The organism is Thioalkalivibrio sp. ALJ15 (assembly GCF_000383695.1).
GTDB lineage: Bacteria > Pseudomonadota > Gammaproteobacteria > Ectothiorhodospirales > Ectothiorhodospiraceae > Thioalkalivibrio.
This window is the reverse complement of record NZ_KB912060.1, coordinates 95,420-120,027: the sequence shown is the minus strand read 5'-3', so window position 1 is coordinate 120,027 and position 24,608 is coordinate 95,420. Positions and strand designations below refer to the sequence as shown.

Annotated in this window: 26 protein-coding genes and 1 riboswitch; of the genes, 19 read left to right on the top strand and 7 right to left on the bottom strand. The window is 66.9% G+C overall.

The features are described 5' to 3' along the window. Positions 1-72: 72 nt before the first annotated feature. The 8 genes from G015_RS0111850 to glpK all read left to right on the top strand — a co-directional run bounded on the left by G015_RS0111850 (position 73) and on the right by glpK (position 7,765). Positions 73-1,740, top strand: coding sequence for a CTP synthase (locus G015_RS0111850; protein WP_018139638.1), 1,668 nt, complete (start codon positions 73-75; stop codon positions 1,738-1,740). 75 nt (positions 1,741-1,815) lie between these two features. Next, positions 1,816-2,658 carry a 3-deoxy-8-phosphooctulonate synthase gene (kdsA, locus tag G015_RS0111845; protein ID WP_018994229.1) on the top strand — a complete coding sequence of 281 codons (843 nt, stop codon included), beginning with the start codon at positions 1,816-1,818 and terminating at the stop codon, positions 2,656-2,658. A gap of 83 nt (positions 2,659-2,741) precedes the next feature. Further along, on the top strand, positions 2,742-4,019 hold the full coding sequence (gene eno / locus G015_RS0111840) for a phosphopyruvate hydratase (protein ID WP_020146787.1): 1,278 nt from the start codon (positions 2,742-2,744) through the stop codon (positions 4,017-4,019). Positions 4,020-4,168: 149 nt separating this feature from the next. Continuing rightward, positions 4,169-4,576, top strand: a complete 408-nt coding sequence (gene ftsB, locus G015_RS0111835) for a cell division protein FtsB (RefSeq protein WP_018139641.1) — start codon at positions 4,169-4,171, stop codon at positions 4,574-4,576. Beyond that, on the top strand, positions 4,569-5,318 hold the full coding sequence (ispD, locus tag G015_RS0111830) for a 2-C-methyl-D-erythritol 4-phosphate cytidylyltransferase (RefSeq protein WP_020146786.1): 750 nt from the start codon (positions 4,569-4,571) through the stop codon (positions 5,316-5,318). Before ftsB ends, ispD begins: the two co-directional genes overlap by 8 nt. Beyond that, positions 5,315-5,815 (top strand): 2-C-methyl-D-erythritol 2,4-cyclodiphosphate synthase, encoded by a 501-nt coding sequence (gene ispF, locus G015_RS0111825; RefSeq protein ID WP_018173950.1) that lies wholly within the window; start codon positions 5,315-5,317, stop codon positions 5,813-5,815. Before ispD ends, ispF begins: the two co-directional genes overlap by 4 nt. Continuing rightward, positions 5,812-6,198 carry a VOC family protein gene (locus tag G015_RS0111820; protein ID WP_028490926.1) on the top strand — a complete coding sequence of 129 codons (387 nt, stop codon included), beginning with the start codon at positions 5,812-5,814 and terminating at the stop codon, positions 6,196-6,198. The genes ispF and G015_RS0111820 overlap by 4 nt, the downstream gene beginning before the upstream one ends. Before the next feature lie 49 nt (positions 6,199-6,247). Continuing rightward, positions 6,248-7,765 carry a glycerol kinase GlpK gene (gene glpK, locus G015_RS0111815; protein ID WP_020146784.1) on the top strand — a complete coding sequence of 506 codons (1,518 nt, stop codon included), beginning with the start codon at positions 6,248-6,250 and terminating at the stop codon, positions 7,763-7,765. A gap of 159 nt (positions 7,766-7,924) precedes the next feature. On the opposite strand, the gene G015_RS0111810 is transcribed toward glpK, so the two are convergent. From G015_RS0111810 to G015_RS0111790, 5 genes are all read right to left on the bottom strand, one after another. Next, positions 7,925-8,773: a pirin family protein gene (locus tag G015_RS0111810; protein WP_018994225.1), complete on the bottom strand. Its 849-nt coding sequence runs from the start codon at positions 8,771-8,773 to the stop codon at positions 7,925-7,927. Positions 8,774-9,116: 343 nt separating this feature from the next. Next, positions 9,117-9,506, bottom strand: coding sequence for a hypothetical protein (locus G015_RS0111805; protein WP_018139647.1), 390 nt, complete (start codon positions 9,504-9,506; stop codon positions 9,117-9,119). Positions 9,507-9,518: 12 nt separating this feature from the next. Continuing rightward, a complete protein-coding gene (locus G015_RS0111800) occupies positions 9,519-10,373 on the bottom strand; it encodes an ABC transporter ATP-binding protein (protein WP_020146783.1) in 855 nt (284 codons plus the stop codon). Then, on the bottom strand, positions 10,373-11,344 hold the full coding sequence (locus tag G015_RS0111795) for an iron ABC transporter permease (protein WP_018139649.1): 972 nt from the start codon (positions 11,342-11,344) through the stop codon (positions 10,373-10,375). Before G015_RS0111795 ends, G015_RS0111800 begins: the two co-directional genes overlap by 1 nt. Positions 11,345-11,350: 6 nt before the next feature. Then, positions 11,351-12,253 (bottom strand): cobalamin-binding protein, encoded by a 903-nt coding sequence (locus G015_RS0111790; RefSeq protein ID WP_020146782.1) that lies wholly within the window; start codon positions 12,251-12,253, stop codon positions 11,351-11,353. Between the two features lie 146 nt (positions 12,254-12,399). Continuing rightward, positions 12,400-12,602, top strand: a riboswitch (cobalamin riboswitch). 94 nt (positions 12,603-12,696) lie between these two features. On the opposite strand from G015_RS0111790, the gene bluB reads away from it, so the two are divergent. The 9 genes from bluB (at position 12,697) to G015_RS0111745 (ending at position 20,741) form a co-directional block, all read left to right on the top strand. Further along, a complete protein-coding gene (gene bluB / locus G015_RS0111785; protein ID WP_018139651.1) occupies positions 12,697-13,407 on the top strand; it encodes a 5,6-dimethylbenzimidazole synthase in 711 nt (236 codons plus the stop codon). A 4-nt stretch (positions 13,408-13,411) separates the two neighbouring features. Further along, positions 13,412-14,314 carry an adenosylcobinamide-phosphate synthase CbiB gene (gene cbiB / locus G015_RS0111780; RefSeq protein ID WP_018995374.1) on the top strand — a complete coding sequence of 301 codons (903 nt, stop codon included), beginning with the start codon at positions 13,412-13,414 and terminating at the stop codon, positions 14,312-14,314. Between the two features lie 88 nt (positions 14,315-14,402). Beyond that, positions 14,403-15,365 (top strand): threonine-phosphate decarboxylase CobD, encoded by a 963-nt coding sequence (gene cobD, locus G015_RS0111775; RefSeq protein WP_020146781.1) that lies wholly within the window; start codon positions 14,403-14,405, stop codon positions 15,363-15,365. Then, positions 15,362-16,849 (top strand): cobyric acid synthase, encoded by a 1,488-nt coding sequence (locus tag G015_RS0111770; RefSeq protein ID WP_020146780.1) that lies wholly within the window; start codon positions 15,362-15,364, stop codon positions 16,847-16,849. The genes cobD and G015_RS0111770 overlap by 4 nt, the downstream gene beginning before the upstream one ends. Continuing rightward, positions 16,846-17,370 (top strand): bifunctional adenosylcobinamide kinase/adenosylcobinamide-phosphate guanylyltransferase, encoded by a 525-nt coding sequence (gene cobU / locus G015_RS0111765; RefSeq protein WP_018994220.1) that lies wholly within the window; start codon positions 16,846-16,848, stop codon positions 17,368-17,370. Before G015_RS0111770 ends, cobU begins: the two co-directional genes overlap by 4 nt. 156 nt (positions 17,371-17,526) lie before the next feature. Further along, positions 17,527-18,588, top strand: a complete 1,062-nt coding sequence (cobT, locus tag G015_RS0111760) for a nicotinate-nucleotide--dimethylbenzimidazole phosphoribosyltransferase (RefSeq protein WP_019592648.1) — start codon at positions 17,527-17,529, stop codon at positions 18,586-18,588. Continuing rightward, positions 18,585-19,157 carry a histidine phosphatase family protein gene (locus G015_RS0111755; protein ID WP_019592647.1) on the top strand — a complete coding sequence of 191 codons (573 nt, stop codon included), beginning with the start codon at positions 18,585-18,587 and terminating at the stop codon, positions 19,155-19,157. The genes cobT and G015_RS0111755 overlap by 4 nt, the downstream gene beginning before the upstream one ends. Positions 19,158-19,266: 109 nt before the next feature. Then, positions 19,267-20,037, top strand: coding sequence for an adenosylcobinamide-GDP ribazoletransferase (gene cobS, locus G015_RS0111750; protein ID WP_019592646.1), 771 nt, complete (start codon positions 19,267-19,269; stop codon positions 20,035-20,037). A gap of 74 nt (positions 20,038-20,111) precedes the next feature. Further along, entirely contained in the window at positions 20,112-20,741 is a 630-nt protein-coding gene (locus G015_RS0111745) for a YIP1 family protein (protein ID WP_020146779.1), read from the top strand. Positions 20,742-20,929: 188 nt separating this feature from the next. Here the strand turns inward: G015_RS0111745 and G015_RS0111740 are convergent, their stop codons facing one another. Continuing rightward, the gene (locus G015_RS0111740) at positions 20,930-21,427 is read right to left on the bottom strand and encodes a hypothetical protein (RefSeq protein WP_020146778.1); all 498 of its coding nucleotides are present in this window, start codon (positions 21,425-21,427) and stop codon (positions 20,930-20,932) included. Next, a complete protein-coding gene (locus G015_RS0111735) occupies positions 21,424-21,723 on the bottom strand; it encodes a nucleotidyltransferase family protein (RefSeq protein ID WP_018139661.1) in 300 nt (99 codons plus the stop codon). Before G015_RS0111735 ends, G015_RS0111740 begins: the two co-directional genes overlap by 4 nt. A gap of 625 nt (positions 21,724-22,348) precedes the next feature. Between G015_RS0111735 and G015_RS14450 the strand changes: the two genes are divergently transcribed. Then, entirely contained in the window at positions 22,349-23,752 is a 1,404-nt protein-coding gene (locus tag G015_RS14450) for a flagellin (protein ID WP_020146777.1), read from the top strand. Positions 23,753-23,827: 75 nt separating this feature from the next. Then, entirely contained in the window at positions 23,828-24,262 is a 435-nt protein-coding gene (locus G015_RS14150) for a flagellar protein FlaG (RefSeq protein WP_369773952.1), read from the top strand. Positions 24,263-24,608 lie beyond the last annotated feature (346 nt).

Below are 24,608 nucleotides of genomic sequence, written 5' to 3'. Positions count from 1 at the left end.
ATTTCGGCCGATCTGAGCCGCCCGTGAGCCGTATGAGCGGGGCTACCGTAATTCCCTAGCCAGGTTTCCCGCATGACGCGTTATGTATTCATTACCGGAGGCGTGGTTTCGTCTCTGGGCAAAGGCATTGCATCCGCCTCGCTGGGGGCCATCCTGGAGGCGCGCGGCCTCAAGGTGACGCTGCTCAAGCTCGACCCCTATATCAACGTCGATCCGGGCACCATGAGCCCGTTCCAGCACGGCGAGGTCTTCGTGACCGACGACGGCGCGGAGACGGACCTGGACCTGGGGCATTACGAGCGCTTTGTGCGCATCCGCACCTCGCGGCGCAATAATTTCACCACCGGGCAGATCTACGAGAACGTGATCCGCAAGGAGCGCCGCGGCGACTACCTGGGCGGTACGGTGCAGGTGATCCCGCATATCACCGACGAGATCAAGCGCTCGATCCGCGAGGGTGCGGGCGATGCCGACATCGCGCTGATCGAGATCGGTGGCACGGTGGGCGATATCGAGTCCCTGCCGTTCCTCGAGGCGATCCGCCAGATGGGCGTGGAGCTGGGGCACGAAAATGCCCTGTTCATGCACCTGACCCTGGTGCCCTTTATTGCCGCCGCCGGCGAGATCAAGACAAAGCCCACGCAGCACTCGGTCAAGGAGCTGCGCTCGATCGGGATCCAGCCGGATATCCTGCTGTGCCGTTCGACCCAGGCGATCCCCGAGGGCGAGCGGCGCAAGATTGCGCTGTTCACCAACGTCGAGGAGAAGGCGGTCATTTCTGCGGTTGACGTGGACAACATCTACAAGATCCCGCTGTGGCTGCATTCGCAGAAGCTCGACGAGATCGTGCTGCGCAAGCTGCATATCGAGGCGCCGCAGGCGGACCTGTCGGACTGGAAGCACGTGGTCAACGCCATGGAGTTCCCGGAATCCGAGGTCACCGTCGGCATGATCGGCAAGTACGTCGATCTCACCGAGTCCTACAAGTCCGTGAACGAGGCGCTGACCCATGCCGGCGTACAGGTCGGGACGCGGGTGCGTATTCGCTATCTCGATTCGGAAAAGCTCGAAGGCGCGGATGCCGAGATCCAGGGGGAGATGGAAGGTCTGGACGCGATCCTGGTGCCCGGTGGCTTTGGCGAGCGCGGTGTGGAAGGCAAGATCGCGGCCGTGCGCTATGCGCGCGAGCACGGCGTGCCCTACCTGGGTATCTGTCTGGGCATGCAGGTTGCGGTGATCGAGTTCGCCCGTGATCAGGCCGGCCTCGAAGGCGCGCACAGTACGGAGTTTGCCCCGGATACCCCGCACCCGGTGATTGCCCTGATTACCGAGTGGCAGGACCGCGAGGGCCGCATCGAACGGCGCGATGCCGAGAGCGATCTCGGCGGCACGATGCGTCTGGGGGCACAGTCCGCGCGACTGGCCCCGGGTTCGCGGATTGCGGAGGCCTATGGCCGCGAAGATGTCAGCGAGCGCCATCGCCACCGCTTCGAGTTCAACAACGCCTATCGCGAACGGCTGGAGGCAGCGGGCCTGCGCATCTCGGGTGTGTCCGAGTCTGGCGAACTGGTCGAGGCGGTGGAGCTGCCGGGCCACCCGTGGTTCATCGGTTGCCAGTTCCATCCGGAGTTCACCTCGACCCCGCGCGACGGGCATCCGCTGTTTACCGGTTTCATCCGTGCCGCGCGGACCTATCAGGACGAGCGCGAGCCGGAGACCACGACGGCGCTGACGGACTAGTGTTTGCCTAACGCGCCGTATGACGGCGCTTTGCGGCCGTACCCGGAGGGTGGCGGTCGCCAGACAGGACATTGCATGCAGCTTTGCGGTTTTGAAGTCGGCCTCGATCGGCCCTTTTTTCTGATTGCCGGCCCCTGCGTGATCGAATCCGAGGCGATGGCCCTGGAGACCGCGGGTGCGCTCAAGGCGATCACCGACGAACTGGGCATCCCGTTTATCTACAAGTCCTCGTTCGACAAGGCCAATCGCTCGTCGACGAAGAGTTTCCGTGGTCCGGGCATCGAAGAGGGCCTGCGCATCCTGGAACAGGTGAAGCAGCAGTTGGGAGTCCCGGTGCTGACCGATGTCCACGAGGACACCCCGCTGGACGAGGTCGCGGCCGTGGTGGACGTGCTGCAAACGCCCGCGTTCCTGTGCCGGCAGACGAACTTCATCCAGAATGTCGCGCGCCAGGGGCGCCCGGTGAACATTAAGAAGGGCCAGTTCCTGGCGCCCTGGGATATGGGCAATGTCGTGGACAAGGCGCGCGAGGCCGGCAACGGCCAGATCATGGTCTGTGAACGCGGCGTCTCCTTCGGCTACAACACGCTGATCTCGGACATGCGGGGTCTGGCCCAGATGCGCCAGACCGGTTGCCCGGTGGTGTTCGACGCCACGCACTCGGTCCAGCAGCCGGGCGGGCAGGGCGCGACCTCTGGTGGGCAGCGAGAGTATGTCCCCGTGCTGGCGCGGGCGGCCGTCGCCTCCGGGGTGTCGGGTCTGTTCATGGAGACCCATCCGGATCCCGAGCGCGCCCTCTCGGATGGGCCCAACGCCTGGCCGCTGCCGCGCATGGCGGAGCTGCTGACCACGCTCAAGGCGCTGGATACGGCCGCCAAGGCGCAGCCGTTTGCCGAGGCCGAGTACGGGCTGGGTTGATTCGCGCAGGATTATTTAAGAGTTTCATTTAAGTTCCGCCTCCAACCTTTGGGGCGGATGAGTTTATTTTTCAAGGAGAAAGCATGTCCCAGATTGCGGAGATTCATGCCCGCGAGATCATCGACTCGCGGGGCAACCCGACGGTCGAGGCCGACGTTGTCCTGGATTCCGGCGCGATGGGTCGTGCCGCGGTGCCGTCGGGGGCCTCCACGGGGGCCCGCGAGGCACTGGAGCTGCGCGATGACGAGCCGCGCTATGGCGGCAAGGGCGTGCAGAAGGCCGTGGGCCATGTGAATGGCGAGATCCGCGACGCCCTGCGTGGCATGGAGCTGGACCAGACGGCGGTGGACCGCCGCATGCTTGAGCTGGACGGCACCGAGAACAAGTCGCGCCTGGGTGCGAACGCGCTGCTGGCAGTCTCGATGGCGGCCGCGCATGCACAGGCGGCGGATCGCGAGCAGCCGCTGTTCGAGTCCATGGGCGGCGAGCAGGCGACCCTGCTGCCCGTGCCGATGATGAACATCATCAACGGCGGCGCCCACGCCGACAACAGCGTCGACATGCAGGAGTTCATGATCCTGCCGGTGGGCGCGGACTCCGTGCGTGAGGCCGTGCGCTACGGCGCCGAGGTGTTCCATGCCCTGAAGAAGGTGCTGGGTCAGCGCAGCCTGGGGACGGGCGTGGGGGACGAGGGCGGCTTCGCCCCGGATCTGCCGTCCAACTCGGCCGCGATCGAAGTGATCCTCGAGGCCATCCACAAGGCGGGCTTCAAGGCCGGGCAGGACATCTGGCTGGGCCTGGACTGTGCCAGTTCCGAGTTCTATCGCGATGGCCGTTACCATCTTGACTCCGAAGGCAAGGCCTTCTCCGCCGACGAGTTCAGCGAGTACCTTGCCCACTGGGTCGACCAGTACCCGATCCTGACCATCGAGGACGGCATGGGCGAGGACGACTGGGATGGCTGGAAGGTCCTCACCGAGCGTCTCGGTGACCGCGTGCAGCTGGTCGGCGACGACCTGTTCGTGACCAATACGCAGATCCTGCAGGAAGGGATCGACAAGGGCGTGGCCAACTCGATCCTGATCAAGCTGAACCAGATCGGCACCGTAACCGAGACCCTGGAGGCCATCGAGCTGGCGCGCCAGGCGAAGTACACGGCGGTGATCTCGCATCGCTCCGGCGAGACCGAGGACGTGACCATCGCCGATCTGGCGGTAGCCACCGGGGTTGGCCAGATCAAGACCGGTTCGCTCTCGCGCTCGGATCGCGTGGCCAAGTACAACCAGCTGATCCGGATCGAGGAGCATCTGGGATCCCGGGCGCGTTATCCCGGCATGGATGCCTTCAACATCCGGCGATAATCCGCGATTGTTGCGTTTGTCGCGGGTTGGGTTCTCAGCCTGCAGAGCGTCTCCTGTGCCCGGCGGCCAAGGGGCCGTAGAATGCCGGGCATGGAAGCTCGACTCTCTCCCTGGCGGCTGGCCGTGGCGACCGGCCGCGGGAATCGCTGATGCGCTGGTTGCTGATCGGTCTGGCGGTGCTGCTACTGCTGTTGCAGTGGCCGCTGTGGCTGGGAGAGGGCAGCTGGCGCGATGTACGCGACCTGCGCGAGCAGGTAGAGGAGCAGCGTGCGGCCAACGCCGAGCTGGAGCAACGCAATCAGGCGCTGGAGGCCGAGGTACACGACCTGCGTACCGGTACCGATGCGGTGGAAGAACGCGCCCGCCGCGACCTGGGCATGATCCGCGAAGACGAGATCTTCTTCTTTGTGGTCGGCGAGGACGACGACCGGCGTCCAGTGCCGGAGCCGTTGCCAGACCCGGCGCGGGATGTGTCCCCGGGGCCCGCCGAGATCCCGGACCGCGAACGCGAGCCGGCAACCGATACGCTGCCACCCGAGGATCCGTTTGATGGCTGATCCCGACACCAACAACCCCTCCGCGGAACCCGCCTACTGGACCCTGATCCCGGCGGCCGGCGTGGGCCGGCGCATGGGCTCCGATCGACCCAAGCAGTTCCTGACGCTGGGGTCACGCACCATCCTGTCGCATACCCTGTCGATCTTTCTGGAGCACCCGCGCATTCGCGGTGTGGTCCTGGTGCTGGGGCCGGATGTGGATCCGGACGCGCTGGATCTTCCAACGGCGGGCGGGCGCCTGTTTCGCGTGGCCGGCGGGGCCGAGCGGGCGGATTCGGTCCAGAACGGACTCGACTTCCTGCAGGAACGCGCGGCCCCCGATGACTGGGTGCTGGTGCACGATGCCGCGCGCCCCTGTCTGCCACGCGCGGATCTGGACCACCTTCTGAACGCGCTGCGGGACGATCCGGTGGGCGGTCTGCTGGCCACGCCCAGCACGGATACGGTCAAGTGGAGTGACCAGGATGGGCGCGTCGAGCGCACGCTGGAACGCGCGCGCGTCTGGCGCGCGCTGACACCACAGATGTTCCGCCTGGGCATGCTGCGGGAGGCGAATCGCGCCGCGCGCGAGGCCGGTCACCCGGTGACCGACGAGGCCAGCGCCATCGAATGGCATGGCGCCCGTCCGCGTCTGATCGAGGGCTCGATGATGAACATCAAGATCACCCGGGCCGAGGATCTGGAGCTGGCCCAGCTGTACCTGATGCAGCAGGGGCGACTGGACGGGGGGTTCCGGCCATGAGCCGCATGCGCGTGGGGCAGGGCTTCGACGTGCACGCCTTCGGGCCGGGCGATCATCTGATCCTGGGCGGTGTGCGCATCCCGTTCGATCACGGCTTTGTCGCGCATTCCGATGGCGATGTCCTGCTGCACGCGATTTGCGATGCCCTGTTCGGGGCCGCGGGCCTGGGGGATATCGGCCGCCACTTTCCCGATACCGACGAGCGCTTTCGTGGGGCGAACAGCCGCGACCTTCTGCGCGAGACCCTGCGCCGGGTCCAGGAGGCCGGGTGGCGCCCGGTAAATGTGGATGCGACCGTGATCGCCCAGGCACCGAAGATGGCCCCGCATGTGGCGGCGATGGAGGACCACATCGCTGCGGACCTGGGGCTGATGGCGGGTGCGGTGAATGTGAAGGCGACGACCACCGAGCGTCTGGGCTTCACCGGGCGCGGAGAAGGGGTTGCGGCGCAGGCGGTGGTGCTGCTAGAGCCTTCTTCGGGGCTGATGCAGGTATGACGGCGGCTCGATCCCCCAGTGTGCTGGGTCTGGATCACGTCAGTGTCGTGATCGCCGATCTCGAGGCGTCCGCGCGGTTCTATGGCGAGATCCTGGGGCTGCGCCCCGTGGAGCGTCCGGATCTCGGTTTTCCGGGGCTCTGGTATGACCTGGGCAGCGGGCAGACCCTGCACCTGCTTGGTGTGCCCAACCCGGATGCCACCGAACGCGGCGTGCGCGGCGGTCGCGATCGCCACCTGGCCCTGCGCGTGCGTGGTCTGGAAGCTTTGCTGCAGCGCCTGGAGAACGCCGGGCACCCGGCCGAGCGCAGCCAGTCGGGGCGGCCAGCCGCGTTCGTCCGTGACCCGGACGGCAATACCGTCGAACTGATCGAGGCGGGCTGACACCGCGCGGGTGCGCCGCGCCGGAACCCCCGCTGCACGAGGAGGGAGCATGGACGGCGAGTACATCCTGGCCCTGGACCAGGGCACGACCAGCTGCCGGGCGATCCTGTTCGATCGTGATGCGTCGATCATCGGCGTCGCCCAGCGCGAGTTTACCCAGCACTACCCGCAGCCCGGCTGGGTCGAGCACGACGCGATGGAGATCTGGGGCACCCAGATCGGGGCCGCACGCGAGGTGCTGGAGACCCGCGGCATCAAGCCGGCCCAGCTCGCGGCCATCGGCATCACCAACCAGCGCGAGACCACCGTGGTCTGGGACCGCGAGACGGGCAAGCCGATCCACCCCGCTATCGTCTGGCAGGACCGGCGCACCGCCAGTTTCTGCGACGAGCTGAAGGCGCGCGGGCTGGAGGAGACGATCCGCAGTCGCACTGGTCTGGTGGTGGATGCCTACTTTTCCGGAACCAAGCTGCGCTGGCTGCTCGACCATGTAGACGGTGCGCGCGAGCGCGCGGAGCGTGGCGAGCTGCTGTTTGGCACCATGGATACCTGGCTGATCTGGAATCTCACCCGCGGCGAGCGGCATGTGACGGATGTCTCCAACGCCTCGCGCACGCAGTTGTTCAACATCCACGAACTGGACTGGGATGACACGCTGTTGGATGAGCTGGAGATCCCGCGGGCCATGCTGCCCGAGGTCCGTGCCTCCAGCGAAGTGCTGGGCCATACGGGAACCGAGATGTTCGGTGCCAACGAGATCCCCATCGCGGGCGTTGCCGGCGACCAGCATGCGGCGCTCTTCGGGCAGACCTGCTTCGAGCGCGGCATGGCCAAGAACACCTATGGCACAGGCTGCTTTCTCCTGATGAACACCGGCATCGAGCCGGTCGCTTCGCACTCGGGCCTGCTCACGACCGTCGCCTGGAGCGTCGATGGCCAGGTCGAGTATGCGCTGGAGGGCTCCATTTTCATCGCCGGTGCCGCGATTCAGTGGCTGCGCGACGAGCTCAAGCTGATCGACTCGGCCGAGGACTCGGAATACTACGCGAGCAAGGTGGAGGACTCCGATGGTGTGTATGTCGTCCCCGCATTTGCGGGGCTCGGGGCGCCGTACTGGGACATGTATGCCCGCGGGGCCATCTTCGGGTTGACGCGCGGTACGCGCAAGGAACACATCACCCGCGCCACGCTGGACTCGCTGGCCTATCAGACGAAGGACGTGATCGACGCGATGGAGCAGGACTCCGGCATCGCGCTGAAGGGCCTGCGGGTCGACGGCGGTGCCGTCGCCAACAACGTGATGATGCAGTTCCAGGCCGACATGCTCGGAGTCAATGTCGAACGCCCGATGGTCACGGAGTCCACCGCCTTGGGGGCCGCCTATCTGGCCGGTCTGGCCGTGGGCTTCTGGACGCGCGACGAACTGGAGCAAAACAGCCAGCTGGACCGGGTATTCGAGCCGCAGATGGATGCGGCCACCCGCGACCGCTACTACCGGGGCTGGAAGAAGGCCGTAAAGCGTACGATGGGCTGGGCGCGCGAGGACGGCAACGAGGCGAGTGACTAGCGGGCGGGTGACTGGGCCGGCGTGGGCAGGGGCTTCGCCGCCAAGGCGGCTCCCACAGGGGGCAGTGGGTAGAGCGATGACTTTTACCCGGCGCTACCCTGAAGTCTGTGGGAGCGGGCTTGCCCGCGAAAGCCCCTGCCAGAGTCAGACCCTGCCGGATCAGTCGATGCTGGCCGGTTCGGCCGCGAGCTGGCCGGACTGGTAGTCGCTGATCGCCTGCTCGATCTCGTCGGGGGTGTTCATCACGAACGGGCCGTAGTGGGCGATCGGTTCGCCCAGCGGGCGGCCCTTGAACAGCAGCACTCGCGCGTCCTGCTGTGCGATCAGGTGGATCTGCGTCTGCCCGCTCCAGGTGCCCATTTGGCCCGTCTTCAGACCAGTGAGCTCGCCGTCATAGACATAGGCGAGCACCCGGTCTTCCAGCTGGACGGCCAGCGACAGGCGGTAGCCCGCGGGCAGGCTCAGGTCCGCCATGGCCGCACCTTCGCCGATCTGATCCAGCGGGCCTTCGGTATCCCCGGCGCTGGTTTGCCAGGAGCCGGCGATCGCCTTGAAGTGCAGCGGGCCGTCGTCTTCCGGCAGGTGGCGCATCGCGTCGGCGCGCACGTCGCGGTAGCGCGGAGGGTCCATCTTGCGCCGTGCCGGCAGGTTCACCCAGAGCTGGAAGCCGTGCAGCCCGTCCGAGTCCAGCAGGGGCATCTCGGAGTGGATGACCCCGCGCCCGGCGCTCATCCACTGCGCCTCGCCTGCCTCCACACGACCCTGGTTGCCCATCGAATCTTCGTGGGTCAGGCCGCCATGGACGAGGTAGGTCAGCGTCTCGAACCCGCGATGCGGGTGGGAGGGGAAACCACCGATGTAGTCCTCCTTCGCACTGGCCTTCAGCTCGTCCAGCATCAGGAAGGGATCCAGGCCGCCGCGAAAGTCATGGATGCGGCGAATCTTCACACCCGCGCCGTCCTGGGTCGGGTGGGCTGTGCGTACGCTGTCCGGCGGTGTGGGGGTCATGACTTCTCCTAGGGAAACACTGATGAATGTACACGCTCGCGCTCGAGTCGCTTTTGCGTGCGAACAAGGCGCGGTGACCGCCGTGCAGTCATTCTGCACAAGGGAGCCGCAACGCCGTGCGCGCGCAAAAGCGGCCGAGCCCTTGCATTCAATGGCTTGTGGGGTTGGCACCCCAGGTTCCCCGATCCTGCGTTGCGGCCCTTGCCGGTAGAACCACTACCGGCTGCGCACCGCGCCTTGTCTCGGAGAACCTGGGGTGCCAACGCGAGTGTGTACATTCATCAGTGTTTCCCTTGATTAACCCTGCAACCATACCGACCATAAAAGCAAAAGAAAATTGCAGTCAGGGCCTGTCATGGGGCGGCTGCAGCGATGTCAGTTCGAGCCAGCTATCAGCAAAGAATTCAAGACTCTCCACGAAATCCGGGTCGTGTTCCTGGCGGTTGATGGTCAGGTGCAGCATGACCGCCTCCGGCTTCGGCGGATGCCCGGTCGTCAGGGTCCAGGCGAGGGCGTTCGGGCAGCTCGGCAGGGTGAAGCGCACACCGCCATTGATGCACTCGCGCCGGACACGAAACTCGCCCCACAGGCAGTAGACGACGCCGGCATCGGGCCCGGTCTCTTCAACAAGGGCGTCAATGGCGGGGCAAAGCCGGGGCAGGGCCGGTACGGTCAGCTCGGCCTGCAGGGAATCGGCGACAGCTTGCAGGGGCAGGGTGCGAAAGAATTCCACCGGGATTCCTCGTTACGGGATGGTCGGCATGAAGACCGGCTGGCCGTCGATCTCGCCGGTGCTCAGCGGCTGGTTGTACAGCCGTTCCAGCGCGGAGGGCACCAGCATGGTTCGGGTGGGGCCCCAGCAGGCCTTTCCGTCGGGGAACATCAGCAGCAGGTGATCGCAGTAGCGTACCGCCAGGTTCACGTCGTGCAGCACCAGGATCGCGGCGCGGTTGTCCCGGGCGATGCCCCGTATATGGTCCAGCACCGCCACCTGGTGGTGCAGGTCGAGCTGGCTGGTGGGCTCGTCCAGCAGCAGGAGCCGCGGGTTCTGGGTGAGTACGGTGGCGATGGCCAGGCGCTGGCGCTCGCCACCGGACAGGGTATCCACCAGGCGGTGCTCCAGTTCCGCCAGATCCATGCGGGCCAGGGCGGCGCGGGCCTGGGCGTAGTCCTCGGCGGACTCGATGTCCCAGGGCCGCAGGTACGGGTGGCGGCCGATCAGAGCCGTCTCCAGTACTGTTGCAGGGAAGCCGTCGTGGTGCTTCTGAAACACCAGGCCTAGCTCGCGCGCCAGATGCGCTCGCGAGTATTCAGGGAGCGGGCGGCCTTGCACATGGATCTCTCCGGTGCGGGCCGCGCGCAGCCCGGCCAGGGTATGCAGCAGGGTGCTCTTGCCCGCGCCGTTCGGGCCGAGGATGCCCCAGCACTGTCCCGGGTTGATGGTCAGGTCCAGGGGTGAGCCGCTGGCGCGTTCCGGGATGTCGATGACCAGATCGTGGGTGGCCAGCAGGGTGTCCGGCCCTGGCACCTCGTGCACGCTCTCGGCACCCGGCGCATGGGGGTCGCCGTGACGTTGGGGGTCGGCAGTGTGCGGAGGCATCAGCGGCTCCGGTACAGCAGGAACAGGAATACGGGGACGCCCAGCATCGCGGTGATCACGCCGACGGGCAACTGCTCCGGGGCGATCATCGTACGGGCGAGGGTGTCGGCCAGCGTCAGCAGGATGCCGCCGCCGAGTGCCGAGGCCGGCAGGATCACGCGCTGGTCGTTGCCGAAGATCAGCCGGAGCATGTGCGGCACGATTAGTCCGACGAAGCCCACCGCACCGACCTGCATGACCGCCGTGGCGGTGATCAGTGCCGCCGCGACGTAGATCGTCCATTCCACCGGCCGCACGGCCACGCCCAGTGCGGCCGCCTGCATCGGGCCGCGCGCCAGCACGTTCAGCGTCCGTCCCAGCGGCAGGGCCAGCAACACGACCAGCACCAGCACACCCCAGGCGGGGTAGGGGTTGCGGGCGTGGGAGACATCGCCCATCAGCCAGTACAGCATCCCGGGCAGCTCCGCGGTCGGGCTCACGGCGAGCAGGAAGCTGATCACGGCGCCCCAGCCGGCCGCCACGACCACGCCGGTCAGCAGCAATCGGGTCGGCGTCCAGCTGCCGGTGCCGTGCGCCAGGCCGAACACGATCACCGTGGACAGCAGCGCGCCTGCGAATGCGGCGACCGAGACCGAGAACATCGACAGCCCCGCGAGCATGGCCAGCAGGGCACCCACCGAAGCCCCGCCGGAGAGGCCCAGCACATAGGGATCGGCCAGCGGATTGCGCAGCAACACCTGCATCAGGGCACCGGCGACGCCCAGCAGCCCGCCGGCGGCGAATGCGGCCAGGGCGCGTGGCAGGCGCAGTTCCAGTACCAGCGTGTTGTGCAGGCGGCTCCCTTCGCCCTGAATCACCGCGAGCAGGTCGCCGGGAGCAATGGCGACGCTGCCATAGGCCAGCGCGATCAGGATCGCAAGCAGCGACGCCGGGAGCAGGACCCCCGTGGCGAGGAGGAAGGAGCGCGTCACGGCTGGTCAGTCGTCCCGGCGTGAACGGGCCCGTTCCAGCTCTTCGCACATCAGCCGGGTCCCTTCGGCAATCCGCGGCGTGTGACGCTGGAGCAGCGACGGCGGGATAAAGAACAGGTTGGCGCGCTGCACCGCAGTCATGTCCTCCCATTGTTCCCAGGCAATTACCCAGTCCGGCCGGTCCTCGCCCATGCCGCCGCCGATGATCACCTCCGGATCGGCCTCGATCACGGCCTCGCGGTCCATGCGCGGCACCAGGCGGTCCAGGTGGCCGAACACGTTCTTGCCCCCGCACAGGCGGATGGCCTCGCCGATCAGGTGATCGTCGTTGACCGTCATCAGGGGCTGTTCCCAGACCTGGTAGAACAGCGGGACCGGGTCACGGTCGGAATAGTCCAGCCGCAACGTCTCGATCTCGTCGAGAAAGGCCTGCACCGCCTCCTCGCCGCGTTCCTCGGTACCGGCCAGCTGCGCCATGCGACGCATGCTGGTGGCCACGCCCTCGAAACTGCGCGGTTCCGAGACATAGACGGTCAGCCTCAGATCGCGCAGGCGCTCGATCTGCGAGCTGGAGTTGCCACTGCGCCAGGCGACCACCAGGTCCGGGTCCATTTCGACCACGCGTTCCAGGTCGATGCGGCTGTAGCCACCGACTCGCGGGATCATCTCCGCCTCCGGCGGGAAGTCGCTGTGCTGCGTGACGCCGACCAGCTGCTCTCCGGCGCCGACGGCGAACAGGACTTCCGTGATGTGCGGGGCCAGGCTGACGATACGTTCGGCGGGCCGGTCGAGCGTGACCTCGCGATCGTCATCGTCGGTCACCGTGACCGGTTCGGCCAGTGTCGGCCCCGCGCACAGGAGTAGCGCGGCAAGGGCCGTTAACTGGCGTTTGAGGGAAGTGAAAGTCATTAAAAATCCGACTGTTGTGGATTGTTCGTAACGTAAACAATACCGTGTTTTCGGGGCGCCGCACGGGCAGCGAAAGCGCCTCATCATAGCAGCAAGGGCAAGATGGTTTGGTGCCCAAATTGGTCGGGGGCACCCTGAGCGCGTATCATGCTCCGCTTTCGTCAGGTGCCTGCAGTTGGCAGGTGAAACGGGAAGCTGGTGCAAGTCCGGCGCTGCCCCCGCAACGGTAAGCGAGCGGTAAATCGCTCGGCAGACTGGCCACTGGGTCCTGTGCCCGGGAAGGCGTCTGCCGGTCGGCATCCTCCGACGCTCGCAAGCCCGGAGACCGGCCTGGCGGTGATTCATCCTGCGACCGTGCGGCGGGCAACGGTCGAGGGCGCAGGTGCGTTCCTAAAAGCCTGTTCCTTCGTGTCTTCGCCGCGCCGTCGCCTCGACGGAACCTCATGACGGCCCCAGCTCCCAACCAGTCAGAAGAGAATCCGAACGCGTTCGCCTCGGCGGAGCGCGCAGCGGTCTATCGCGTGATCGGCGAGCGCCGGGACATGCGGCATTTCCGCCCGGACCCGGTGGACCCCGATACCCTGCGGCGCCTGCTGGAGGCCGCGCACCAGGCGCCCAGCGTGGGCTACATGCAGCCCTGGCGCTTTCTGCGGGTGACCGACGCGCGGCTGCGCGATGCGTTGCACGGGCATGTGGCGGCGGAGCAGACACGCACGGCCGAGGCCTGCGGCGAGCGTGCCGCCGAGGTGCACCGGCTGAAGCTCGAAGGTATCCGCGATGCGGGCGAGCTGCTGGTGGTCGCGTTGACCGATGGGCGCGAGCGCTACGTGCTGGGTCGGCGCACCATCCCGGAGATGGACCTGTGCTCCGCCGCGTGTGCGATCCAGAACCTGTGGCTCGCGGCCCGGGCCGAGGGCCTGGGCATGGGCTGGGTGTCGCTGTTCGACCCGGACTGGCTGGCCGGGGAGCTGGGGATGCCGAAAGGGGCCTGGCCGATCGCGATCCTTTGTCTGGGTCATGTGGATGCGTTCTACGAGCGGCCGATGCTGGAAACCGAGGGCTGGGATCAGCGACGGTCGCTGGACGAACTGGTGTTCGAGAATCGCTGGGGCAGCCGTACCGACGCACCCGGCGGTTCCTCAGCGAGTGGATGACCCGATGCTGATCGCGTTCCTCACGCTGCTTGGTGCGCTGGTGCTGGATCGCCTGATCGGCGATCCGCGCCGCTGGCACCCGCTGGCCGGGTTCGGGCTGCTGGTCCAGCGCCTGGAGGCCCGGTTCTACCGCGATGGTCGGGCCCGCGGCGCGCTGCTTCTGGCCGTCCTGGTGGTGCCCTTTGTGCTGCTGACGGTCTGGTTGCAGCAGCTCCTGCCGGTCTGGCTGGTAGGGCTGCTGGTACTGGCGTTGGCGCTGGGCTGGCGCAGCCTCGACGAGCACGCCGAGCGCGTGGCCCGGGCGCTGGAGGCCGGCGATCTGGGCCAGGCGCGGCAGCAGGTGCAGATGCTGGTCAGCCGCGACAGCGAGGCCCTGGATGTGGCGGGGGTCAGCGGCGCTGCGGTGGAGTCGGTACTGGAGAACGGCAACGATGCCCTATTCGGCACCATTTTCTGGTTCCTGGTGGCCGGTGCGCCGGGGGTGGTGCTGTATCGCTTGGTGAACACGCTGGATGCGATGTGGGGCTACCGCAATGCGCGTTACACGCGCTTTGGCTGGACCGCGGCGCGGCTGGATGACCTGCTGAACTGGGTCCCGGCGCGCATGACCGCGCTGGCCTATGCCCTGGCCGGGCGCACTCGCGATGCCCTGCAGTGCTGGGGCGAGCAGGCCGCGGCCTGGAAGAGCCCGAACGCTGGGCCGGTAATGGCCGCTGGGGCGGGCGCACTGGGGCTGGTGCTGGGCGGTGCCAGCCAGTATCACGGCGAGCGTCAGTGGCGTCCGCGCCTGGGGATGGGCGCGGCACCGGATGCCGCCGGCATCCGTGCGGCGATGGGGCTGGTAGATCGGGCGCTGGCGCTGTGGATGGGCGTGCTTGTCATCGGGGTGAGCCTTGCGATCTTCTGACCCGAACAGAGCGCGGCCGGCACCGACCGGGGCCGTGCTAACCCAGGTGCATGGTGGCGGACTGCGCGCAGCTGCCAGGCATTACGGGGTGGCGCCGGAGCAATGGCTGGACCTGTCTACCGGCATCAACCCGCACGGCTATCCGCTGCCCATGCCCCCGGCGGACGTCTGGGCGCGCCTGCCGGAGCCCGACGACGGTCTGGAGGCGGCCGCGGCGCGGTACTACGGCTGCAAAGGGCTGTTGCCCCTGGCGGGCTCGCAGGCGGCCATCCAGCTGCTGCCACAGCTTCGCCCAGCGGCTGCTCGGGTTGGCCTCCTCGCGCCCAGTTACAACGAACACGCGCGGGCCTGGCGCATGGCCGGGCATCGGGTCGAGGCGCTTCCTGCGCTTGGCGACGCGGCGCCGGCCGCGATCGAGGCACGCCTGCCGCAGCTGGATGTGCTGGTACTGGTCAACCCGAACAACCCGACTGGACTGCGCGTGACCGTGGAGACGCTGCTGCGCTGGCATAAGGGGCTTGCGGCACGCGGCGGCTGGCTGGTGGTGGACGAGGCCTTCATGGATACCAGCCCCCGGCACAGCCTGTTGGCGGCCGACCCGGGCACGGACCTGGGCCCGGGGCTGCTGGTGCTGCGGTCGCTGGGCAAGTTCTTCGGTCTGGCCGGGGCGCGGGTCGGATTCCTGGCGGCGGAGCCGGCGCTGCGGGCGGCGCTGGCGGAGCGGCTGGGTCCGTGGGCGCTGTCTGGCCCGGCGCGCTGGGCGGCCACCCGAGCGCTGGAGGATCGCGCCTGGCAGGAGCAGACGCGCGCGAACCTGACCGCGGCGGGTGCGCGGTTGGAAGAGCTGCTGTGGCGGTACGGAATCGCTACCGAAGGTGGCACCGCACTGTTTCGCTGGGGGCGCCGCGATGATGCGGTCGCGGTTCAGGATGCGCTGGCGCGACAGGCGATCCTGGTGCGGCGTTTCGACGACCCCGCCAGCCTGCGTTTCGGGCTGCCGGGCGACGAGGCCCAATGGCACCGCCTGGAACAGGGGCTGGAGGCGTTGTGAGCGCGACCACGCTGATGGTGCAGGGGACCACCTCGGATGCCGGCAAGAGCGTGCTGGTGGCCGGGCTGGCCCGGGTGCTGCATCGCCGTGGGCTGTCGGTGGTGCCGTTCAAGCCGCAGAACATGGCGCTGAACAGTGCAGTCACCCTGGACGGCGGCGAGATCGGGCGTGCCCAGGCCCTGCAGGCCGCCGCCTGCGGCCTGGAGCCGCATACCGACATGAATCCGGTGCTGCTCAAGCCCAGCTCCGATCAGGGGGCGCAGGTGATCATCCACGGCCGTCCTGCGGCCGAGCTGGATGCTCGTGCCTACCACGACTACAAGCCCGTCGCCCGCGAGGCCGTGCTGGCCTCGCATCGACGGCTGACCACGCAGTACGCGCATGTACTGGTGGAAGGCGCGGGCTCGCCGGCAGAGATCAACCTGCGCGCAGGCGATATTGCCAACATGGGCTTTGCCGAGGCGGTGGACTGCCCGGTGATCCTGGTCGCGGATATCGACCGGGGCGGGGTGTTTGCGCATCTGGTTGGCACGCTCGCGTTGCTGAGCGAGACGGAGCGCGCGCGGGTGCGGGGCTTCGTGATCAACCGCTTTCGCGGCGATATCTCGCTCCTGAAGCCGGGGCTGGACTGGCTGGAGCAGGAGACCGGCAAGCCGGTGCTGGGCGTGATCCCGTATCTGCACGGGCTGTACCTGGACGCCGAGGACGCCCTGCCGCGCGAGGCGGTGCCGGAGAAGCGTGCGGATGCCCTGAAGGTCGTCGTGCCGGCCCTGCCGCGCATCTCCAACCATACCGATTTCGATCCGCTGCGTCTGCACCCGGGTGTGGACCTTCGCTTCGCCGGCCCGGGCGAGTCGCTGCAGCCGGCGGACCTGGTCATCCTTCCGGGGTCCAAGTCCGTGCGCGACGACCTCGCCTGGCTGCGCGAGCAGGGCTGGGAAGACGAGCTGCAGCGCCATGTGCGTTATGGCGGCAAGGTGCTCGGGATCTGTGGCGGCTTCCAGATGCTGGGTCGTGCCGTGCACGATCCTGACGGCGTCGAGGGCCGGCCGGGCTCCACGCCGGGGCTGGGCTGGCTGGACATCGAGACGCGTCTAGCACCGGAAAAGCGCCTGGAACGTGTTCACGGGGACCGTGTGCTGGGCCGGGAGGCCCGCGTGGAGGGCTACGAGATCCATGCAGGAGTGACGACCGGCCCCGGACTGGATCACCCGCTACTGGAGCTGCAGCATGGCTCGGACGGCGCGCGCAGCGAGGACGATGCCGTGGCGGGGACCTATGTCCACGGGGTATTCGATACCTCCGCTGCCGCCGAGGCTTTGCTGCACTGGGCTGGCATGCGCAATGGGAAGGAGCACGGCGAAGACCTGGCGACCGCACGCGAGCGCGGCCTGGAACGCCTGGCCGATACCCTGGAGGCGCATCTGGACCTGGGGCGCATCCTTGCCCTGCTGCGGACAGGGAAGACGGAGCCTGTGACATGAAGACGCTGGTGCTCGGCGGCGTGCGTTCCGGCAAGAGTCGGCTGGCGGAGCAGCTGGCCGATGCCAGCGGCCTGCACGTGACCTATGTCGCTACCGCGCGTGCCGACGACGCCGAGATGGCACGCCGCATCGAACGCCACCGCGCCGACCGGCCCGGTGACTGGGACCTGATCGAGGCCGATACCGGCCTGGCCGCCGCGCTGGAAGAGGCCGCAAGGCCAGATGAGTGCCTGCTGGTGGATTGTCTGACGCTGTGGCTGACCCAGCTCCTGTGCACCGAGGACGAGGCCCTGATCGAACGCGAGCGGGAGGCCCTGATCGCCACCGTGCCGCGCCTGCCGGGCACCCTGGTGTTCGTCTCCAACGAGACGGGCATGGGCATTACCCCGATGGACGCGCTGTCCCGCCGCTTCGCCGACGAGGCGGGCTGGCTGCACCAGCGCCTGGCCCCCACGATGGACCGCGTCGTGCTGACCGTCGCCGGCCTTCCTCATGTGCTCAAGGGTGAGCCGCTGGAATGAATAGACCAACGCGCGAAACAGGCACCGTCATTGCGAGGCGCGCAGCGTCGAAGCAATCGGCCCGGGGTGAACTGACGGATTGCCACGTCGCCTTCGGCTCCTCGCAATGACGGGCGTCATTGATGAAGAGTGTTGGTTTCAACATCGGAGGAACACGTGACCGAAGACTGTGACTGGCTGCAGGTGCCGCCGGCGTCCCTGAGTGCCGACGCGCGCCAGGCGGCCGCCGAGCGGCAGGCCCAGCTGACCAAGCCGCCGGGTTCGCTCGGGCGGCTGGAGGCGATCGCCGAGCGCTTGGCCGCCATGCAGGGCGTGGGCCAGCCCACGCTGGAGCGGGTTCATGTCGCGGTGTTCGCTGGCGATCACGGTGTGGTGGCGGAAGGCATTTCGCGTTTCCCGCAGGCCGTGACCGCGCAGATGGTCGCGAACTTCGCGAACGGCGGTGCGGCGATCTCGGTGCTGGCGCGGCACCTGGGCGCGTCCATTGAGGTGATCAACCTGGGTACCGTGGCCCAGCCACCGGCCGTCAGCGGTGTGCAGCAGCTGAACCTGGGCCCCGGCACCGCAAACCTGGCCCGCGAACCCGCGATGACGCCGGCGCAGCTGGAACGCGCGCTGAACGCCGGCCGCCAGTGTGCCGAGCGCGCGCGGCGGAGTGGCACACAACTGTTCATCGGCGGCGAGATGGGCATCGGCAACACGACCGCTGCGGCTGCACTCGCCTGCTCAATGCTGGACCTGCCGCCGGTCGATCTGGCCGGGCCCGGCACGGGCCTGGATGCAAATGGGGTACGCCACAAGGCCGAGGTGATCGAGCAGGCGCTGCGCACCCACGCCGCGGTGCGCGGCGAGGCACTGGGCAGCCTGCGCTGTCTGGGGGGGTTCGAGATCGCGGGGCTGGCCGGCGCTTACATCGCCGCGGCGCAGATCGGGCTGCCGGTGCTGGTGGATGGTTTCATCAGCACCTCGGCGGCGCTGGTGGCCGAGCGACTTTGTCCGGGTACGGCGGACTGGTTTTTCTATGCCCACAGCTCGGCGGAGCCCGGCCACCAGCGCCTGTTGGCTGCGCTGGCGGCCGAGCCGCTGCTGGATCTCGGCATGCGCCTGGGCGAGGGCAGTGGGGCGGCCACGGCCGTGCCCCTGCTGCGCCTGGCCTGCGAGCTTCACGCCGGCATGGCGACCTTCGCCGAGGCTGGCGTGTCGGGCGATACCCCATGACCAAATCGGTCCGTATCGGTCTGCTGCGCCACGGCGAGACGACGGGTGCCGGCTTTCGCGGGCGCGGCTGCGATGATTCGCTGACCCCGGAAGGCGAGCGGGCGATGTGTGCGGCGTTCGAGGCTTCGGGCGAGTGGGATCGTGTCGTGTGCTCGCCACTGCAGCGCTGCCGGCTTCCGGCCGAGGGCTTCGCCCGCGCGGCCGGGCTCCCCGTCCAGTGTGATCCCCGCCTGCAGGAGCTACATTTTGGGGACTGGGAGGGGCAAACGGCCGAGGCCCTGATGCAGACGGACGCCGAGGCGCTGGGTCGGTTCTGGGAAGACCCGTTCGGCTACCCGCCACCCAACGGCGAAGACCTCGGCAGCTTCCGCGACCGGGTGCTGGCCGGCTGGGAGCAGAGCGTGATCGCGCCGGGCGGTCGTGTCCTCGTCGTCACCCACGGCGGGGTGATTCGCCTGCTGCGTGCACAACTGGAGGGCTGGCCGTTGGAGAAGCTATTGTCGATCGAAGTGCCGTTGGCCTCTTTGCACGTTGTCGAGCCGGGCCAGCGCGAGGAGATGCCCTCGTGATCAAGCAAAACAAATGTAGGAGGCCAGCCCTCTGGCCGATCGGGAATATGCCAACGCCCCATCGGCCAGGGGGCTGGCCTCCTACAGCAGGAATGGAAGGGGGGGCGCAATGAACTCGGTATTAGCCCCCTTCTGGCTGGCCCTGCAGTTCCTGACCCGCGTGCCGACGCCGGCGCAGGAGCCGCGGCCCGAGGACCTCGGCCGTTCGGTCCTGGCCTATCCGCTGGTGGGGCTGATCCTGGGTCTGGTTCTGGTGCTGGTGGGGATCGGGCTTTCCGCGATCCCCGGAGCGCCGGTGTTGCTGGTCGCGGCGCTGGTGCTGACCTTCTGGGTCGCGCTGACCGGCGCACTGCACCTGGACGGGCTGGCGGACACGGTGGACGCCTGGGTCGGCGGTCAGCGGCACCCGGAGCGGGCCCAGGCGATCATGAAGGACCCGGCCTGTGGCCCGATGGCGGTCGCGGCGCTGATCCTGATCCTGTTGCTGAAAGGTACGGCGCTGGTGGCGGTGGTCGATACCGGCGCCTGGGTCGCGCTGCTGCTGGCGGTGCTGCTGGGGCGCGTGGTGCCGCCGGTGCTGTTTCTGACTACGCCCTACGTGAACCCCGTCGGATTGGGCGCGGACATGGCCAGGCACCTTCCACGCAGCGCCGCCATCGGCGTTGTCGCAGTCTCGGCTGCCGTGGTGCTGGTGCTCGGCCTGCTCTCCGGCCTTTGGGGGGTGATACCGGCGTTGCTCGCCGCTGGGCTGACGCTGTGGGTGGCAACGCGCGTACTGAGACACTGGCTGGGAGGCTTCACTGGCGACACGGCCGGTGCGACGCTGGAGCTGGTGGAGACCCTGACCCTCGTGATTCTGGTGCTGACGCTCGCGGGCTGAGCCCGGGTCGATCAGGCCAGGGTCAAGGCAGACGTTGTCACGAAACCGTCACGGGATTGCCACATACTGACGGGATGAGCTCATTCCCCTCTCGCCTGAACCCGGGCCTTCTGGTCCTGCGCACGCTGACGAACCCCCTGCGGGCGGTGCGGGAGGTGGGCGAACTGGAGGCGACACCCCCCTGGTGGCAAACCTTTCTGCGTCTGGCGCTCCCGGTGCTGCTGGTCAGCGTGATTGCCAGCCAGTGGCTGTACCAGGTCATCCCGACCGGGCTGCCGCCGGAGGCGATGCCGGGGGCCTGGGGCTTCGGCGTCTACAGCGTGCTGGCGATGAGCATCGGGGTGCTGGGTCTGGCCTGGTCCGCGCACTACCTGACCGAGCTGTTCCAGGGCTACTCCCATCCGGACCGGGCGATGCTGGCGGTGACCATCGGCCTGCTGCCCGCCTGGGTGGGCAAGGTCGCCGCCGCCTTTCCCTGGCCGTGGGGCAACACGGTCGGCCTCCTGCTGATCCTCTACAGCTTGTGGCTGCTGTACTGGTCGCTGCGCGGCATCCTCGGGCTGCGCCGCGGCAATCGCATTGGCCTGTTCGTGGCCACCGTCTTCTGCGGCGCCTTCATCACCCTCATCTTCGGTTGGCTGCTGATGGACCTGATCCCCGGTGCTACCCCCGAGACCCGCATCGGCACCACCTGGCTGATCTGAGACCCCTCGTTCGCGGGATAACACTCGTAGGAGCCCAGCCCTCTGGGCGATGGGGGGGTTGGCCAGCCCCAATCGGCGAGAGGGCTCGCCTCCTACTGTAGCGGGATCACACCTGGGGGAGATGCTGATCTAATCGCCCGATGGGCAGGGGCTTGTGACGCCTCAAGGAAACATTGATCAGTGTTTCCTTAATGGCTGGCGGGCCCGATCCTCAGGTGCTCCTGCGCGTAGGTGCGCAGGGTCTGGTAGTCGGTGTGCATCTGGTCGGTGAAGTGGCAGGCGCGCTGCAGGGCCGGGGCCAGGTCGGCCGGCTTTTCCATGTATTCGTGGACCAGACGGTTGCGCAACTGGCGCATCTGCAGCCACGCGTCGGCGTTCTGGATGAGGCCGAGCTTTTCCAGACGGGACAGGTTGTCGATAGCCGGACCCGCGTTCTCCCCGGCACAGGCGAGAAACGCCGGGATGAACTTGTCCATGATGGTGTCCTGCATGCGACCGAACTTTGCGCCAAAGGATTCAAGCCGGTCCACCCCGGTGTCGCTGGCGAGCAGCGCCTGAACGCGGTCGGGATCGACGGTGCAATCGCCTTCAAGCAAGCGTTCTCTCACCGCCAGCAGGTGCTTGTCCTCACGATCCACCAAATCAATCAGCCGCGCGAGCCGCTGCGGTGGCGTCGCGACGGTCACAGGGCGACACCCGTGCGGTCGGCATGCGCATCGATGGGGCGGTGCGGCGTCCCGCGTGGATGCACCACGATGTCCACACGGCGTTCGCCCAAGCGGCGTTGCAATGCCGCAGACAGCCGAAGTTCCCGGTCCAGCAGGTCATTCGGGGTGCCGTCTGCCTCGATGTAGAGGTCGATGTCGCCACCGCGCGCGGTATCATCCACGCGCGAGCCGAACAGCTTCACGTGTGCATCCGGCCCGAATGCACGGGCCACTTCCTCGCGGATAATCGTCTGTTGTTCGTCGCTCAGGCGCATCGCTCAAGTATATCAAGGCCCTGGGCACATACCCGAACCGTCTCGCCTTCAACCACCACCGTCATCCCGCGAACCCACCACACCCCTGTCATTGCGAGGAGCGCAGCGACGAAGCAATCGGTCGGGAGCAACAAGGTGCTGGAATCAAGCGGCTTGCCACATGCAGCCGATTGCCACGTCGCCTACTGCTCCTCGCAATGACGGGGTGAAATCGCCACCCTTGAGGGGCCGGGGCGCGGCGCCCGTTTCCGTACCATCCTGCCACCCGAGTCATCCCGGAAACCGCGCAGCGGTTATCCGGGATCTCGGCGGTGGGGATTGGCAAGGCCAGTGGGTATGCCCGGCGCGTGAGATCCCGGCTCTCCGCTTCGCTGCGGCCGGGATGACCGTGTTGATGGGGGCTGCGGGCAGGATAACGACAGGGGCGTACTGGTCGCGTTCAGGAGGGCGCTGGAAAGCGTTGCGGCGGGTGGGGTGGCAAGGATTTGCCGGGGGTATGAAAAAAAATAGTGATGTAGGCCTAAAGGTTCTGTGGGGGAGGTCGTTAAGGGTCCTGAGAGCGGGGATCGTCCCGTTCACCAGAACCGCCCGAGGCGGTGACGAACGACTCTACAGGAGAGCGATCATGTCCCAAGTAATCAACACCAACGTTCTTTCCCTGAACGCGCAGCGCAATCTGGGCAACTCCCAGGGCGCGCTGGCCCAGAGCCTGGAACGTCTGTCCTCGGGCCTGCGTATCAACAGTGCCAAGGACGACGCGGCCGGTCTGGCCATTTCCGAGCGCTTCACCTCCCAGATCCGCGGCCTGAATCAGGCGGCGCGCAATGCCAATGACGGTATCTCCTTCGCTCAGACCGCGGAAGGCGCGCTGGGCACTGTTGGCGATGCCATGCAGCGAATTCGTGAACTCGCAGTCCAGTCCGCCAACGATTCAAATTCCGCATCAGATCGAGAAGCACTGAACAACGAAGTCCAGCAGCTGATTGAGGAGATCAATCGGGTTGCGGATTCGACGGAGTTTAACGGTGAAAGCATTTTGAATGGCGAGCTGGAGGATCTGGTCTTCCAGGTGGGAGCCAACCAGAACCAGACCATTTCAGTCGATGGTGTGGATGCCCGAGGTTCCCAATTGGGTTCGGGCGCGCTGGCCACTGGAGAATCGCTGCGGAATGACGGGGATCTGTTTGACGAAGGTGATCTGGATGTCGACGGAGATACCGACATTACGATCAATGGCCGTGCGGTTGATCTCGATGGCGCTGGCGACTTGGACGATGTTGTTTCTGCTATCAATGAGCTAACAGAGTCCACTGGTGTGGAAGCGGCCCGCGCCGAAGAGGTAGTCACGGAGGGATTGGAATTCACGGCTGGTGATGGTACTGCAACGTTCACCGTTGGTGACGACACCTATAACGTGGACATGTCGGGGATTGAAGATGCTGAAGACGCGGTAGACGAACTCAATCGTGTATTGTCCGATTCGGGTATCGTTGCGAGCCTCAACGACGATGATGAGATCGTGTTCACCTCCGATAGTGACTTTTCAATCTCGGTTGATGCTGATGGCGAACCCTTGGAGTTCGGCAATATCGGGCATGAGGACGATGTCGAATTTCTGCGTGGGATCGAGTTGACTGGACCGCTGGGCGATGAGATTTCTGTGGGCGGAGAGAATGCCGGCGATCTGTTCGGTACTGGGCTGGAAACGGAACAGCAGTCCCTGAACAACGTGAATGTTCTGACGCGTGAGGATGCCACCGATACGATTGGCGTGGTCGATGATGCGCTGCAGCAAATCAGCGGGCTTCGTGCCGAATTGGGTGCGGTGCAGGTGCGCTTCGAGAACACCATCGCCAACCTGGAAATCTCCTCGGAGAATCTGTCGGCCGCCCGGTCCCGCATCATGGATGCCGACTTCGCATCCGAGACCGCCGAGCTGACCCGTGCCCAGGTGCTGCAGCAGGCGGGTACCTCGGTGCTGTCGCAGGCCAATGCGGTTCCGCAGAACGTGCTGGCCCTGCTGCAGTAAGCTCGATCACTCGAGCTTCCGAGTTGAGGGTGGGTGGCGGTTTCGCCATCCACCCCTTCTGACGAGGACAGTGTCATGAGTGATGGTATTGGAAGTATCAGCTCGCCACTGGTGGCTGTGAATGGCCGAGGTGCCCAGGGTGGAGAACGTATGGCCACCGGTATGGGGCAAATAGCCAAGGAAGGTGGCTCGGCGGTGTCGGCCAGCAGTGGGTCTGGTGCTTCGCGGGTGGCCGAGCAGGCCGTGGCGGAGCGTACCAAGCCGGCGGAACCGGTCGAGGCTTCGGACATGGAGCGTGTCGTGGAGTCGATCAATGCCTATTTGCAGTCGACGAAGCGTGCACTGGAGTTCAGCGTGGATGACGTCAGTGGCCGGACCGTGATCACCGTAATGGATGGTGATCGCGAAAACGTGATCCGGCAGATCCCGCCGGAGCAGATGCGGGCCCTGGCCGAGCAACTGCGCGACGAGCAGACGCTGGATGGGACCGGGCTGGTGGACCGGGCCTAATGGCCGTGGTTTTACCCGCACGTTTGATTTGTTGTTGAGCCGGGCCCGGTAACGGGTCCGGCTTTTTCGTTCCCGTCCCCCGGTATTCTTGCCCGGCAGGTCCTCGGCCTCTCTTTTCCTGCGCGGTACGCTCAGGCCGTCATCCCGGCCGGAGCGCAGCGCAGAGCCGGGATCTCGGGGGCTGGTGCCACCCCGGCAGTGTGGGTTGGTCACGCGCCGGAGATCCCGGATAACCGCTGCGCGGTTTCCGGGATGACGGTAGTGGCGGTGTGGTGTGATCGGGGGATGGTTGTGCCGGTGGCGGTGGTGGGCGCTGGCTTATGGTTGTTCGCAATGACCGGTAAGG